12 protein-coding genes are annotated in these 13,016 nt (G+C 69.2%); 5 read left to right on the top strand and 7 right to left on the bottom strand.

Annotated features, from left to right (window positions below):
• Positions 1 to 144 precede the first annotated feature (144 nt).
• From MKK68_RS08720 to MKK68_RS08710, 3 genes are all read right to left on the bottom strand, one after another.
• Positions 145 to 1,983, bottom strand: a complete 1,839-nt coding sequence (locus MKK68_RS08720) for a zeta toxin family protein (RefSeq protein ID WP_244029876.1) — start codon at positions 1,981 to 1,983, stop codon at positions 145 to 147.
• Positions 1,984 to 2,005: 22 nt separating this feature from the next.
• On the bottom strand, positions 2,006 to 2,272 hold the full coding sequence (locus MKK68_RS08715; protein ID WP_147726388.1) for a hypothetical protein: 267 nt from the start codon (positions 2,270 to 2,272) through the stop codon (positions 2,006 to 2,008).
• A 159-nt stretch (positions 2,273 to 2,431) separates the two neighbouring features.
• A complete protein-coding gene (locus MKK68_RS08710; protein WP_147726389.1) occupies positions 2,432 to 2,626 on the bottom strand; it encodes a hypothetical protein in 195 nt (64 codons plus the stop codon).
• Positions 2,627 to 3,176: 550 nt separating this feature from the next.
• On the opposite strand from MKK68_RS08710, the gene frc reads away from it, so the two are divergent.
• Positions 3,177 to 4,454, top strand: a complete 1,278-nt coding sequence (gene frc / locus MKK68_RS08705) for a formyl-CoA transferase (protein ID WP_244029874.1) — start codon at positions 3,177 to 3,179, stop codon at positions 4,452 to 4,454.
• Between the two features lie 190 nt (positions 4,455 to 4,644).
• A complete protein-coding gene (locus tag MKK68_RS08700; RefSeq protein ID WP_244029872.1) occupies positions 4,645 to 5,577 on the top strand; it encodes a methionyl-tRNA formyltransferase in 933 nt (310 codons plus the stop codon).
• A 53-nt stretch (positions 5,578 to 5,630) separates the two neighbouring features.
• Here MKK68_RS08700 and MKK68_RS08695 read toward each other — a convergent pair whose 3' ends face one another.
• Both MKK68_RS08695 and oxlT read right to left on the bottom strand, forming a co-directional pair.
• Positions 5,631 to 6,281 (bottom strand): class II aldolase/adducin family protein, encoded by a 651-nt coding sequence (locus tag MKK68_RS08695; RefSeq protein ID WP_244029870.1) that lies wholly within the window; start codon positions 6,279 to 6,281, stop codon positions 5,631 to 5,633.
• Positions 6,282 to 6,385: 104 nt separating this feature from the next.
• The gene (gene oxlT, locus MKK68_RS08690) at positions 6,386 to 7,651 is read right to left on the bottom strand and encodes an oxalate/formate MFS antiporter (RefSeq protein WP_244029869.1); all 1,266 of its coding nucleotides are present in this window, start codon (positions 7,649 to 7,651) and stop codon (positions 6,386 to 6,388) included.
• A 656-nt stretch (positions 7,652 to 8,307) separates the two neighbouring features.
• On the opposite strand from oxlT, the gene MKK68_RS08685 reads away from it, so the two are divergent.
• From MKK68_RS08685 to MKK68_RS08675, 3 genes are all read left to right on the top strand, one after another.
• Complete coding sequence (locus MKK68_RS08685; RefSeq protein ID WP_147726394.1) at positions 8,308 to 9,000, top strand: GntR family transcriptional regulator; 693 nt, start codon at positions 8,308 to 8,310, stop codon at positions 8,998 to 9,000.
• A gap of 158 nt (positions 9,001 to 9,158) precedes the next feature.
• On the top strand, positions 9,159 to 9,308 hold the full coding sequence (locus tag MKK68_RS08680; RefSeq protein WP_187274712.1) for a hypothetical protein: 150 nt from the start codon (positions 9,159 to 9,161) through the stop codon (positions 9,306 to 9,308).
• A 184-nt stretch (positions 9,309 to 9,492) separates the two neighbouring features.
• Entirely contained in the window at positions 9,493 to 10,545 is a 1,053-nt protein-coding gene (locus tag MKK68_RS08675; RefSeq protein ID WP_244029866.1) for an HD-GYP domain-containing protein, read from the top strand.
• Here the strand turns inward: MKK68_RS08675 and MKK68_RS08670 are convergent, their stop codons facing one another.
• Both MKK68_RS08670 and MKK68_RS08665 read right to left on the bottom strand, forming a co-directional pair.
• Positions 10,546 to 11,796 carry an MFS transporter gene (locus MKK68_RS08670; RefSeq protein WP_244029865.1) on the bottom strand — a complete coding sequence of 417 codons (1,251 nt, stop codon included), beginning with the start codon at positions 11,794 to 11,796 and terminating at the stop codon, positions 10,546 to 10,548. It abuts the gene before it with no gap.
• 85 nt (positions 11,797 to 11,881) lie between these two features.
• On the bottom strand, positions 11,882 to 12,940 hold the full coding sequence (locus MKK68_RS08665; RefSeq protein WP_147842421.1) for a helix-turn-helix domain-containing protein: 1,059 nt from the start codon (positions 12,938 to 12,940) through the stop codon (positions 11,882 to 11,884).
• Positions 12,941 to 13,016 lie beyond the last annotated feature (76 nt).

The following is a 13,016-nucleotide window of genomic DNA, read 5'->3' as shown; positions in this document are numbered from 1 at the left end:
GCGCCCCCTAGGGGAACAGCCCGTTTCGGCACCGTTTCCATGGAAGAGACCAGCGGCACCGCACCACAACTCAGCGATGAAAACCGAGCGGCCGTTGTGACCGATCGGTAACACCCCACGGTTGCGACGCCGCGAAGGATCCTGTCAGGCCGGGACCGTCATCCGGCTCGGATCGACCCAGGCGCCGAGCGTCTCGGTCCGGTCCTGTGACAGGATCTCGGGGGGCACGTCGGAGACCGGCACCGCTTCGGGGCGTTCGGCGCCGAAGGCCGCGAGCGCCGCGCGGGTCTCCGGATCGTGGCAGGCGCGGTCGAACGCGGCGCGGTCGAGGCAGGCGAGGCGCCCCGCCTCGAAACGGGCATAGACCCGGCCCGAGCCGGCCTCGGCGAAGCGGACCGAGCGCAGCCGCCGGGCGCATTGGCGCAGGAAGCCGGTGTTCCGTTCCGGCGCCAGGGCTGCGGCGTCGGGATAGACCTCCGCCGGCGAGAGCGCGTCGATGTTGATCTTGGTGTAGCGCGCGATGTCGATGAGGCAGCCGGCATCGAGCACGGTGAGGTCGCCGTTCTCGCCGAAGGCGACCGTGCGCGGGCGCTCGCCCTGCGGCACGCTGTTGTCGAGGAACTCGTAATGCACCTGCTTGCCGGCCTTGGCCGCCCAGGTGAAGAACAGCTCCGGCATCCCGGTGAACGCCTCGACGTTGTGGGCGAGAAGATCGTCCACCGCCTTGTAGCGGCCGAAGATCCGCCCGCGGATCCAGGCGCGCTCGACGGTGGCGTCGGGCGGCGTGATCATGAACAGCATGAAGACGCGGTGGCCGAAGCGGGTCAGCAACTGGCTGCCGTCCTGCGTGCGCGAATCCGCGTTGAAGCTGTCGAACCGGAACCGGTCGATCAGCAGATGCGACATCCGCCCCTCGCGGGCCTTGCGCGCCATGTAGCGATCGAGCTTGCGGTCGACGATCTCGACCTCGTGGCCCGTGAGCGTGCCGGCATAGCCGATCGCATCGCCGATCGAATCGTAGTCGAGCAGGAACTTGCGCCAGATGTCGGGGGTGATCACCGCGAAATCAGACCAGGATTCGCCGAGCCGCCGGGCCAGCGCCCGCTGGAGCGGACGCATCGTGCTCTTGCCCGAGGCGGAGGCGCCCTTGACGTTCATCACGATCGGCGCGGCCTGCGCACGGACCGGAACGTAGCCCTCCCGCGCCACGGCCTCGGCGAACCACGGCTCGATCAGGCAGCCGATCCGGCGGCTGCCCTCGTCGTTGGCGACGAGCGTCGTCGCGAGGTTCGCGAGCAGGGCGCGGTCGCCGACGAGCTTGCCGCGATGACGGACGATCCCCGACGCGACCTTGTGCAGGGCGGCGCTCGCCGCAAGCTCGAGCGCGTTTTCGCTGGCCGCGGCGCGGACGCACCATGCGGCGCAATGGGCGAGCGCGCGCTCCTCCGTGGATCGCGCGTCGTCGGCGACGGGGGCCGGCGGCGCCGCGAGGCCGAGCACGTGCCGCCAGGTTCTCGGCGGAGGGGGCGGCGGCGCGGGCGGCGCGAAAGCCGCGTCGAGTTCCACGGCGATCCGGGCGCGCGCCTCGTCCGCCACGGCGCGAAGGGTCTCGGCGATCCGGTCCGCATGCGGCGCGATCGCGGTCGCGAGGATGTGGGCGACGATCGCGCGGAAGTTGACGCCGAGATCGCCGTAGGTCTCGCCGACGGGGACCGAGAGGTCGGCCATCACCCGGATCAGCAGCTCGTGCACGACGAGGCGATCCGGCCGGAAGGCGACGATCTCCGGCATCGGCAGGCCCGAGAAGGCGGAAAGCTCCATCGCCTCGGCGAGGGGCGTCGCGACGTTCTCGGGGCGGTACAGGGTCGTCAGCGGCAGGAAACGCCGCGGCAGCGTCGATTCGATGCCGGGATTCCACGGCCCGCGCCCGACGAGGCCGTCGTCCGGCAGGGCGTAGCCGGCCGGTGCCGCCGAAGCGCTCATCGCATCACGACGCGGGTCCGGCTCAGGCCGCCTCGGCCGGGGCCCGGAACAGGCTGGCGCAGCCGGAGCCGCGATGCATGCTCAGGATCGAGGCCCGGTCGATCTCGGGATGCGCCGCGAGCACGTGCCGGACGCAGTCCACGACCTTCTCGTACTGTGCCGCCTCGTAGTTCCGCTCGAGCGGACTGACGGCGATGTAGGTCTCGACCACCAGCACGCGCTCGGCGCGCTCCTGCGTGACCTCGACGGCGATCCAGGACGACTTGATGAGGCGGGAACTCGAAAGCATGGGCGTACCTCCGTTGGTCTTCGCTCGTTGATCGAGCGTCGTTTGACCGGGAGGATGAACCCGTATCCTGCCCGTGCCAAGTGCCTTGCCGGAAAGACAGGTGGGCGGCCGCGAACGTCGTCGGCCTGCGCGTTGAATGCTGCGACGAGGGCCGCCAGATCAATCGAGCTCGCCGGCGGCCGAGATCGCCTGATCGAAGCCCGCCTGGTCGCCCAGCCATACGATCATCGATAACACGAGGCCGAGGCCGACGAGGTAGAGGATCGCGAACGCATCTCCGTTGCCCCGGCGCGTCGACAGCGCCAGCCAGGCGAACGGGAGCGATTGGATCGCCAAGGCGGCGGGAACATTCATCGTGTCGATCCGTCGGACGACGCAAGATGCCCTGCGCCGCCTGCGCCGACAACAACAATCGGCCCGCGTGAATGCGGAATTCGATCGATTTCGGGGGCGACATCTTGCGGTTGCACAAGTCGAGGCGGATCGTAAATTTGGTCGGCTCGCCCGATCGGTGGGCCCGGCATAGCGGAAATCGGGGCAACCGACGCCTTCGTTTGGCATATTGCATGCCATTCCATCTTCGGTCATCTTGCCGGCAACGGTCGACAAGGCCGATGTCGAGCAAGGCAACAGGGATGGAGCGTCGCAATGCCCCTCGGGCGTGATGAGGGCCTTCGGGCAGCCGCGGCCGGACCTGCGCGCTCGGACGCCCCGCACCGGGTCGGCGCATGCGTGACCCTGCGGCAAGCCGGGCTTGGCCGGCACCGGACTTTTATTGACTTGACGATGCGCGAGCGCACCCGCCAGGCATGAGGCCTGACGGGATCGCGGCGCGACACCTTCGAAGCCGGGCGGCATCGCCGGCATCCCGATCCACCGGACTCGAGAAGATCAGAGACAGACCATGAGCAAGGCCCTGGAAGGCGTCAAAATCCTGGACTTCACCCACGTCCAGTCCGGCCCGACCTGCACGCAGCTGCTCGCGTGGTTCGGCGCCGACGTGATCAAGGTCGAGCGTCCCGGCGCCGGCGACGCGACCCGCGCCCAGCTCCAGGACCTGCCCGACGTGGACAGCCTGTATTTCACCATGCTGAACCACAACAAGCGCTCGATCACGCTCGATTCGAAGACGCCGAAGGGCAAGGAGGTGCTCTGGCGCCTGGTGAAGGAGTGCGACGTGCTCGTCGAGAACTTCGCCCCCGGCGCGCTCGCCCGCATGGGCCTGACCTGGGAGAAGATCCACGAGGCCAACCCGCGCATGATCCTCGCCTCGGTCAAGGGCTTCGGGCCGGGCCGCTACGAGGAATGCAAGGTCTACGAGAACGTCGCGCAATGCGCCGGCGGCTCGGCCTCCACCACCGGCTTCCGCGACGGCATCCCGATGGTGACCGGCGCCCAGATCGGCGATTCCGGCACCGGCCTGCATCTCGCGCTGGGCATCGTCACCGCCCTGTTCCACCGCACCGTCACCGGGCTCGGGCAGAAGGTCGACTGCGCGATGCAGGACAGCGTGCTCAACCTGTGCCGGGTCAAGCTGCGCGACCAGCAGCGCCTCGATCACGGCCCGCTCACGGAGTACAGCCAGTTCGGCGAGGGCATCCCGTTCGGCGACTCGACCCCGCGCGCCGGCAACGATTCCGGCGGCGGCCAGCCCGGCCGCATCCTCAAGTGCAAGGGCTGGGAGCACGATCCCAACGCGTACCTGTACTTCATCACCCAGGCCGCGGTCTGGGCGCCAATCTGCGACATCATCGGAGAGCCGGGCTGGAAGACCGATCCGGGCTACGCCACGCCCAAGGCGCGGCTGCCCCACCTGAACGAGATCTTCACGCGCATCGAAGCCTGGACGATGAAGCACGACAAGTTCGAGGCGATGGACATCCTCAACGAGTACGACATCCCCTGCGGCCCGATCCTGTCGATGAAGGAGATCGCCGCCGACGAGTCGCTGCGCAAGACCGGCACGATCGTCGAGGTCGAGCACCCGACGCGCGGCACCTACCTGACCGTCGGAAACCCGATCAAGCTGTCGGCGAGCCCGAGCGAGGTGACGCGCTCGCCGCTGCTGGGCGAGCACACCGACGAGATCCTGCGCAGCGTCCTCAAGTACACCGATGCCGAGGTCGACGAGATCGCCCATTCGGGCGTTGTCGGCCGGATCGAGAAGATCGCGGCGGAGTAGGCCCGCGGATCGCATCCGACCATCGCGGCGGAAGCGGGCCAACCCGCCTCCGCCCGTCATCCCCGGGGCTGCGTCGCAGAGCCCGGGATGACGGCGAGAGTCCCGGGGCGGCCGAGGTCGCCCGTGCATCCGGCATCCTCCTGGACGAACGGGTCGAGGCGGACCATCCCACCGAAACGACGAGGATCCCATGCGCATCGCCTTCATCGGTCAGCAGGATTTCGGCAAGGCGGTGCTGGAGGCCTTCCTGAAGCGCGGCGACACGGTGGCCGGCGTGTTCTGCGCGCCCGAGAAGGAGGGCGCCAAGCCCGACGTGCTCAAGACCGCGGCGCTCGAGCAGGGGCTGCAGGTGTTCCAGTTCCCGAGCCTGAAGAGCGCCGAGGCGGAGGCCGCGATGCGCGGGCTCGACGCGGAGATCGGGGTGATGGCCTACGTGCTGCAGTTCGCGCCGCAGGACTTCGTCACCATCCCGAAGCACGGCACGATCCAGTACCATCCCTCGCTGCTGCCGCGGTATCGCGGGCCGTCCTCGATCAACTGGCCGATCGCGAAGGGCGACACGAAGACCGGGCTGACGATCTTCCGCCCGACCGACGGCCTCGACGAGGGCCCGATCCTCCTGCAGAAGACCTGCGACATCGGCGCCGACGACACCCTCGGCGACGTCTACTTCAACAGCCTTTTCCCGATGGGCGTCGCGGCGATGCTGGAGGCGGCCGACCTCGTCGTCGCCGGCCGGCACATCGAGATCGACCAGGACGAGGACGCCGCGAGCTACGAGGGCTGGTTCCGCGCCCGCGAGGCGGCGATCAACTGGGGCGCCCACGCCAACCAGATCTACGACCTGATCCGCGCCGCCAACCCCGCGCCCGGCGCCTGGACCACGGTGAACGGCGCCAAGCTGCAGATCTTCGATGCCCGCCTGCACCCGGTGCGGACGCTCGCCGGCGTGAAGGGCAAGGTCGGCGAGGTGATCGCGATCGGCGACGACTCGATCCGCGTCACCGCGCAGGGCGGCCAGATCGAGATCTTCAAGGTGAAGCCCGAGGGCGGCAAGAAGGTCTCGGCGGTGGAGTTCGCGCAAGGCGGCGGCGTGAGCGTCGGCACGATCCTGGGCGGCTGAGCCTCGGAACGAGGACTCGAGCGCGCTGGCGATCGGCCGACGCGTCGATCGCGTCAGGCCGTCGGCCGAGGCCCGTAGCTCCTGAACTTCTCGATGTTGCGCGCGATCTCGTCGTCGGGCAGCACCATCGGCGTGCCGACCTGCAGCGCGATCGCGTATTGCCGACAAAGGGTCTCGATCTCGACCGCGAGCCACAACGCCTTGGCGAGGTCGGGGCCGGTGGCGATCATGCCGTGGTTGGCGAGCAGGCAGCCGTTGCGGTCCTCCAGCGCTTCGAGCGCCAGGCGCGAGAGCTCCTCGGTGCCGAAGGTGGCGTAGCCCGAGCAGCGGATCGTCGGGCCGCCCACGGCCGCGATCATGTAATGCACCGCCGGGATCGTCTGGCGGCACATGGCGAAGGCGGTGCCGTGGTCGGGATGCGCGTGCACCACCGCGTTCACCGCCGGCTTGTCCTGCAGGATGTCGCGATGGAAGCGCCATTCCGAGGACGGGCTCAGGGGATGGTCGAAGCTGCCGTCCATGCGGAGGAAGACCACGTCCTCCGGGGCCATCCGCCCGTTCGGGATGCCCGACGGCGTGATCAGCAGGCCGTTGCGCCAGCGCAGCGAGACGTTGCCCGAGGTTCCGCGGTTGAGGCCCTGCGCATCGAGGCCGCGCGCGGCCTCCACCACCGACGCCCGCGCCCTGGTCTCGTCGGCGTCCATCCGCAATCCTCCGGTTCCCCTCCCCCCGATATGCGCGAAGGCCCGGCACCGTAAAGACGGTGCCGGGCCTCGTCGCGTTCGGACCTGTCGGTGGGGTGGTGCCCTCAGGCGGCCACGACCCCGCGGGTGGTGGCCGCCTCGGGCGCGGCGAGCATCGCGTTGGCGACCACGCGCTTGCGCCAGGGCTTCAGCACCGCGATCGCGAGGATCGAGGCCAGGATGTTGGCGCCGGCGGCCATCAGGAACACGCCGTCCCAGCTGCCGGAGCTCTGCTGCAGGTAGTTCGCCGCCGGCACCAGCAGGGCCGCCGTGCCCTTGGCGGTGTAGAGCAGGCCGGCATTGGTCGCCGCGAACTTCGAGCCGAAGGTGTCGGTGCAGGTCGAGGGGAAGAGCGAGTAGATCTCGCCCCAGGCGAAGAACACGAAGCCCGAGAGCAGCACGAACCACAGCGGATCGTGGCCCCAGAGGTAGAGCATGTAGATGCCGAACCCTTCCATTGCGAAGGCGATGAACATCGTGTTCTCGCGGCCGATCTTGTCCGAGACCCAGCCGAAGAACGGCCGCGTCAGCCCGTTGAGCACCCGGTCGATGGTCGCAGCGAAGGTGATCGCCACCATGGTCACGCCGAGGATCGTCACCGGGATCTTGTCGACGCCGATGTCGGCGGCGATCGGCTTCAGGTTGGCGGTGATCATCAGGCCGCCGGCGCCGACGATGACGAACATGAAGTACATCAGCCAGAAGATCGGTTGCCTCGCGACTTCGCCGGGCGCGTAGTTGCGCCGGGTCTGGATCACGTTGGCGTTCACGGCGGCCTCCGGCACCTGACCCTTCTTCGGCGAGACCAGGAAGAACGCCAGCAGGCAGACGACGAGGCCCTGGCCGAGGCCGAACCACAGGAAGGCGGCCTGGAAACCGTTCTCGGCGATCATCCACTGGATCGGGGCGACGGTGAAGGCCGAGCCGGCGCCGAAGCCCGCGGCGGTGATGCCCGCGGCCAGGCCCCGCTTGTCCGGGAACCACTTGAGCGCGCTGCCGACGCAGGTGCCGTAGACCGCGCCCGCGCCGATGCCGGCGATGACCTGGCCGAGATAGAACATGTTGAGCGAGGTGGCGTAGGAGTTGATCACCCAGCCGATCCCGCAGAGCAGGCCGCCGAACAGCACGACCACGCGCGGGCCGTACTTGTCGACGAACCAGCCCTCGACCGGCACCAGCCAGGTCTCGAACAGCACGAACAGCGTGAACGCCCACTGGATGGCGGCGCGGTCGAAGCCGAACTTCTTCTGGATGTCGGGCACGAAGAACGTCCAGCCGTACTGGAGGTTCGCGATCATCACCATGCAGATCACGCCAAGCGCGAGCTGCATCCATCGATATCCGTCGGACACCCGTCCGATCGCCGGCCGTTCTTCGTGCATCATGTCATCCTCCCAGAGGTCTCGCGTAAGGCCGGTTGTCCGGCACGTGGCGTGTCGTCTGCGTTGACTGCAGCGTCGTCGTGTGGCGGCCGGCGTCCGAGCCGGCCGTCAGACGGCGCGCCATGGAACGCCGACGCCCTTCAATCCTCGATGTCGTCGCGCGAACACCGTCGTTCACGCGCGAACCGCAATGTCGGCATGATCCTGATGCCGCGTTCCGGCTTCCGATGCAGCTTCAATTGCACGGCTCATCTCGGAAAAACTTTTGGCACCGCAACAAGAAAAAGTCAGCGCCTCAGCCGGCCGATCTCTGGTCTACGGTATGCCAGAAATATCGTGCGTCATCCTCGCGGAACCTGTCAACGAGAGTGGAATAAAAATACAGAAATTTCGCCGGGATTACCGAGAAGGATCGGACGTGCACGCGGTCGGGCGGTGCTTTGACGATCCTGACGCCGAGCCGCCTTGGTCCCGCCCACGACGCGCCGAGCGGTGCCTGTGTGGAGCGCACGGGTGCCATCTAGGCTGGCGCCGAGGTTTGGGTTACTTCGGCGGTCGGTCGCGCGTCGAACACAAACCGAAGAACGCGGACCGACGGGTACGGCATGTCGAACTCCGAGTCGCTCAGCATCAAGCCGATCGTGGTCAGTTCGAGCCTGCGGACCTTGGCCTACGAGGCGTTGAAGACGTTCATCACCAACATGGACATCTACGGGCGCCCCGACGAGGTCCGTCTCGACGAGCGCAAGCTGTCGCAGGATCTGGGCGTCAGCCGGACGCCGGTGCGCGAGGCGCTGACGGTGCTGGAGCAGGAGGGCTTCGTCCGCTCCGAGGCCCGGCGCGGCGTGTTCGTGATCAAGAAGACCAAGAAAGAGATCGTCGGGATGATCCATGCCTGGGCGGCGCTCGAGAGCATGGCCGCCCGGCTCGCCTGCACCCGCGCCTCGGACGCCGAGCTGCGCTCGCTGCGCGAGGCCTTCCCCGAATTCTACGACGGCCGCCCGGCCGAGCACATCGACGAGTACTCCGACGCCAACATTCGCTTTCATCAGAAGATCATCTCGCTCGGGCAATGCGCGATGATCTCGGAGCTGTCGAGCAACCTGCTGATGCACGTGCGCGGCATCCGCAACACCGCCCTGCGCCAGGGCGACCGGGCGGAGAAGTCGATTCGCGAGCACGTCGCGATCATCGACGCGCTGGAAGCGCGCGACGTCGAGCTCGCCGAGCGGCTGGTTCGCGACCACGGCATCGGCCTCGCCGACCACGTCGACGCCTACGGCGCCTATCTCGACTGACCTCAGGGATCGTTCGGAGGCTCCGAGCCGGATCGGCGGAACATACGGCCGAGCCTGAGCGCATGCGTGATTCGCATATTTGGCATGTGGCGTTTGGTATACCAGAATGCAGCGCAGCATGAGATCTATTGCGTCGCAACACGCAACCGGATCCCGACATGCTGACCTCGTTCCTCGCCGTCTTCGCCGCCCTCGCCAGCGTGCAGGTGCTGCTCGTCGTGAAGCTCGCCGATTTCCTCACCGACGGCGCCGAGGCGCGCGGCGCCCGCGCGATCGACGCCGACGTCCACGGCGCGACGGTCGCCTGAATCGACGACGGGCGCATCCCGTGCGCCGGCGACCTGCGCACTCTGCCCGCTTACGGACGAGGTGAACGCCGACGCCGAATCGGGCATTAGCGTGGCGTCGCCGAAATATCCGGAAACGGTTCACTCACGAAGTTCGGTTTATCGTCAACGAAGCGTTGACGACGACAACCGAGGATTTCCGGCATTGGCTCAGGGCGCCCAGTTCCCGGCCGCGGAGGACGCCTTCGTTCTCCTGATCACCGATCATGCCGACCTGCGGCGCCCGCTTGCGCGCGGGATCGATCTGGTGATGCCGTGCCGCACGGCGGCCGCCTGGCCGCTCGGCGGCGGACGCCCCGCCCTGGTGGTGCTCGATCTCGCACCGCCGATCGCCGACGCCATCCTCGCCGAGACCCCCTGGATCCCGACGCTGGTGCTGCGCCGCGGCGGCCCGCAGCGTCCCTCCTCCTCGCCGATCGTGAGAAGCCTGCCCGCGACGGCCGCGCGCGAGACGATCCTCGCCGGCGTCTTCGCGATGATCGAGGTCGGGGCGAACCGGACGCGGCGTCTCGAGGCGCGCAGCGCGGCCGCCACCGGGATCGTCACGGAGATCTTCGATTCGGCGGCGCTCGGAGCCGGGTTCCAGCAGGCCGAGATCGACCGCGGCACAGACCTCGTCCTCGCGGCGGTGTCCGAGGCCGGGATCGGCGACTGGCTCGCCACCGTCTGGCGGCACGATGCCGGCGTCTACCAGCATACGCTCGGCGTGGCCGGCTACGCCGCGGCGTTCGGCGCGCTGGTCGGCCTGGCGCGTGCCGACCAGCATCGCCTCACCAAGGCCGCGCTGCTGCACGACATCGGCAAGGCGCGCATCCCGGTCGAGATCCTGAACAAGCCCGGCCGGCTGACGCCGGAGGAGATGCGCCTGATGCGGCGGCACCCGGAGATCGGCGCCGGGCTGCTGGTCGCGCAGGGCGGTTTCGAGCCGGAGATCGTCGAGGTGGTGCGCCACCATCACGAGAAGATGGACGGCACCGGTTATCCGGCCGGCCTGCAGGACGGCGCGATCACCGATCTCGTGCGCATCGTCGCGATCTGCGACGTGTTCTCGGCGCTGACCGAGCGCAGGACCTACCGCGATCCGATCGCGGCGCCCGAGGCGCTGGCGACGATGGACAGGATGAAGGGCCATCTCGACGGCGCGCTGATGCGGGCCTTCGCGCCCGTGGCGCTCGGCCGGGCGATGGCCGCCGCCTGATCAGGCCCGCCGGCACCGCCGGCCGGAATCCCGCCGCGCCGCCATCAGGGCGAAGACGACGCCGAGGCCTCCGACCACCGCGTACAGCGCGACGAACGCCCGCCCGATCCCGTCGGTGCCGAACACCCGGTCGTTCAGGAGGCCGAGCAGCGCCGGTCCCGCACCCAGAGCCACGAGGGTCACGAAGGCGATGAACACGCCGCTGACCCGGCCCCGCAACGCGACCGGCGTCAGGAACTGGATGCCGGCCAACCCCGGGGGGCTGCAGAAGCCGAGGGCGACGACGAGGGCGGCGAACCCCGCCAGGGACGGCCCGAGGCCCGGCGCCAGAGCCATCGTCGCGGTGGCGGGGAGCGCGAAGAGGAGGCCAAGGCCCAGCATCAGCGGCGCGGCCCGCGGATTGGTGCGCCGGAGCCGGTCGAGCACGATCCCGCCGACGACGTGCCCGATCGGTGCGGTGACCAGAACCACGAGACCGAGGACCAGGCCGCTCTCAGCCGGCGTGACGCCGTGGGTGCGCACGTAGAAGGTCGGCGCCCAAGCCGTCAGCGTCTGGCCCATCAGGATCGCGGCGGTCGCCGCCGCGGCATGCGGCAGGTAGGCGCCGCGCCGGCGGATCATCCATCCGACGACGCGCGACCATTTCGGGCGGGCGACCGGCACGACGGGCTGCGAAGGTTCGGCGATGCGCCAGATGAGGGCCAACAGCACGAGGTTCGGCAGGGCCGCCAGCACGAACAGGGCCTGCCAGGGTGCCAGCGTGCCGAACCCGGGGATCGCGATCCCGGCGCGTCCCGAGAGCCAGCCGAGGGTCGCGCCGCCGACGAGGAAGGCGAGACTTCGCCCGAGCGTCCCGCCGGCGGTCAGGAGCGAGATGCCGCGCCCGAGCTGCGCGCGCTCGATCCTGACCGCCAGGAGGGACAGGGCCGCCGGGGTGATCCCCGACTGCCCGAGCCCGAGGAGCAGGCGGCTCGCGAACAGCGCGGCGAAGGAACCGGACAGCCCGCAGGCGATCGTCGCGATCGTCCAGGTGACGAGGGATGCCAGCAGCACCAGCCGCCGGTGCCCGCGATCGGCGATCGCGCCGAACCCGGGCAGCGCCCCTGCGTAGAGGAGCGCGAAGGCGGAGCCCTGAAGCAGGCCGATCTCGGCGTCGCTCAGCATCAGGTCGTGCTTGAGCGGCGTAGCGATGACCGTGATCAGGAAGCGGTCGCTGAAGGCGAAGAGCTGCGTCGAGGCCAGGAGCAGCATCAGCGGCCGGCCCGAACGTCCTGCGCTGCGATCCGCGGTGGGCAAGGGGGCGGGCGAACGGACGGATCTGTGCGGGACGCCCGGATCAGTAGAGTTCACAAAGCCACGCGGCGAGCTGCGACCGGTCTTCGGCGATCCTCGCCCGGGAGGCGCGCGCCCGCTGCAGGTCGGCACGGAACTGGCCCGGCGGTTGCCCGAATGCCGCGTGAAACGCGCGGTTGCAATGACTTTCGCTGCCGAAGCCGCAGGCGAAGGCCAGGGCTGCAATCGAGCGGGTCTCGGTCGGCCGCCTCAGGCAGGCGCGCAGGCTCTCGAGCCGCCGAAGCCGCAGGACGTTCGCGACGCCGCCCTCGCCCGAGAACGAGCGATACAGGATGCTGCGGGAGACGCCGATCCCGCGCGCGATCGTCTCGGCGTCGAGGGCCGGGTCCGACAGGCGCGCGGCGATAAAGGCCTCGGCGCGCTCGCGCCTGAGACGCATCGACTGCTCGTCCATGTCCGCGTCGAGGCCGGCGACCGACCGGTCGCCCAGCGCCCCCGCCAACAGCATCGCGAGCGCACGCCCCGCCCCGGCCGCGGCCTGCGGGTCGACCGCGGCACCCCTGCGCGCGAGCGAGACCATCAGGTCCGCGAGCAATCCGGCGGATGCTTCCGGGAGCACCGCGCCATGGAAGGCACGGAACGCACGCAGCGGACCCTCGACCTGATCGCGCGCGAGCGCGATGGTGACGACGTGCGCGTGCTCGGCTCGGCTCGATTGCGGTCGCGTCGTATCGAACAGCAGGATCTCGCCCGGCGCGACCCGCCCCTCGTCGCCGGGCACACCGCCCCACAGCGTGCCGGCGAGCAGGAGGTGGAGGTTGACGTGATCGAAGCCGTCGCGGCGCACCCGCGTCGCATCACGGCTGTGCACCAAGCCGTGCAGGAAACGATCGAACACCACCATGCGCGGGAAGCGATGGGCCTGGAAGCGGGCGTAGAACCGCTCGCCCGCCAAGGCCACGTTGGAGCCGTGGGCATACAGATCGTGATAGGCGCCGAACCCGTCGGGGGCGTCAGGCTCCTGCGCAGCGAAGGTGAAGGATTGCAGCGTCACGGTTCGGCCGGCGATGATGTTCGACGCGCGGGCCGACTCCTTGTTCATTATTCATCGTGCGAAGGCGCATGCAAGCTGCGGCCGAGCCGCGGCCATGTGGGAACGAGGATCGATCGTCCCCGAT

The organism is Methylobacterium sp. E-016 (genome assembly GCF_022829745.1).
GTDB lineage: Bacteria > Pseudomonadota > Alphaproteobacteria > Rhizobiales > Beijerinckiaceae > Methylobacterium.
Note: the sequence above shows the minus strand (reverse complement) of the source record. Positions and strands in the feature narration are given on the sequence as shown.

Excerpts from the sequence above, each read along its gene's own strand:
- MKK68_RS08680 (WP_187274712.1), top strand. The coding sequence starts at position 9,159 with ATGCTGACCTCGTTCCTCGCCGTCTTCGCCGCCCTCGCCAGCGTGCAG.
- MKK68_RS08695 (WP_244029870.1), bottom strand. The coding sequence starts at position 6,281 with ATGGACGCCGACGAGACCAGGGCGCGGGCGTCGGTGGTGGAGGCCGCG.
- MKK68_RS08670 (WP_244029865.1), bottom strand. The coding sequence starts at position 11,796 with ATGCTGCTCCTGGCCTCGACGCAGCTCTTCGCCTTCAGCGACCGCTTC.
- MKK68_RS08710 (WP_147726389.1), bottom strand. The coding sequence starts at position 2,626 with ATGAATGTTCCCGCCGCCTTGGCGATCCAATCGCTCCCGTTCGCCTGG.
- MKK68_RS08715 (WP_147726388.1), bottom strand. The coding sequence starts at position 2,272 with ATGCTTTCGAGTTCCCGCCTCATCAAGTCGTCCTGGATCGCCGTCGAG.
- MKK68_RS08700 (WP_244029872.1), top strand. The coding sequence starts at position 4,645 with ATGCGCATCGCCTTCATCGGTCAGCAGGATTTCGGCAAGGCGGTGCTG.
- frc (WP_244029874.1), top strand. The coding sequence starts at position 3,177 with ATGAGCAAGGCCCTGGAAGGCGTCAAAATCCTGGACTTCACCCACGTC.
- MKK68_RS08685 (WP_147726394.1), top strand. The coding sequence starts at position 8,308 with ATGTCGAACTCCGAGTCGCTCAGCATCAAGCCGATCGTGGTCAGTTCG.
- MKK68_RS08720 (WP_244029876.1), bottom strand. The coding sequence starts at position 1,983 with ATGAGCGCTTCGGCGGCACCGGCCGGCTACGCCCTGCCGGACGACGGC.
- MKK68_RS08665 (WP_147842421.1), bottom strand. The coding sequence starts at position 12,940 with ATGAACAAGGAGTCGGCCCGCGCGTCGAACATCATCGCCGGCCGAACC.
- oxlT (WP_244029869.1), bottom strand. The coding sequence starts at position 7,651 with ATGCAGCTCGCGCTTGGCGTGATCTGCATGGTGATGATCGCGAACCTC.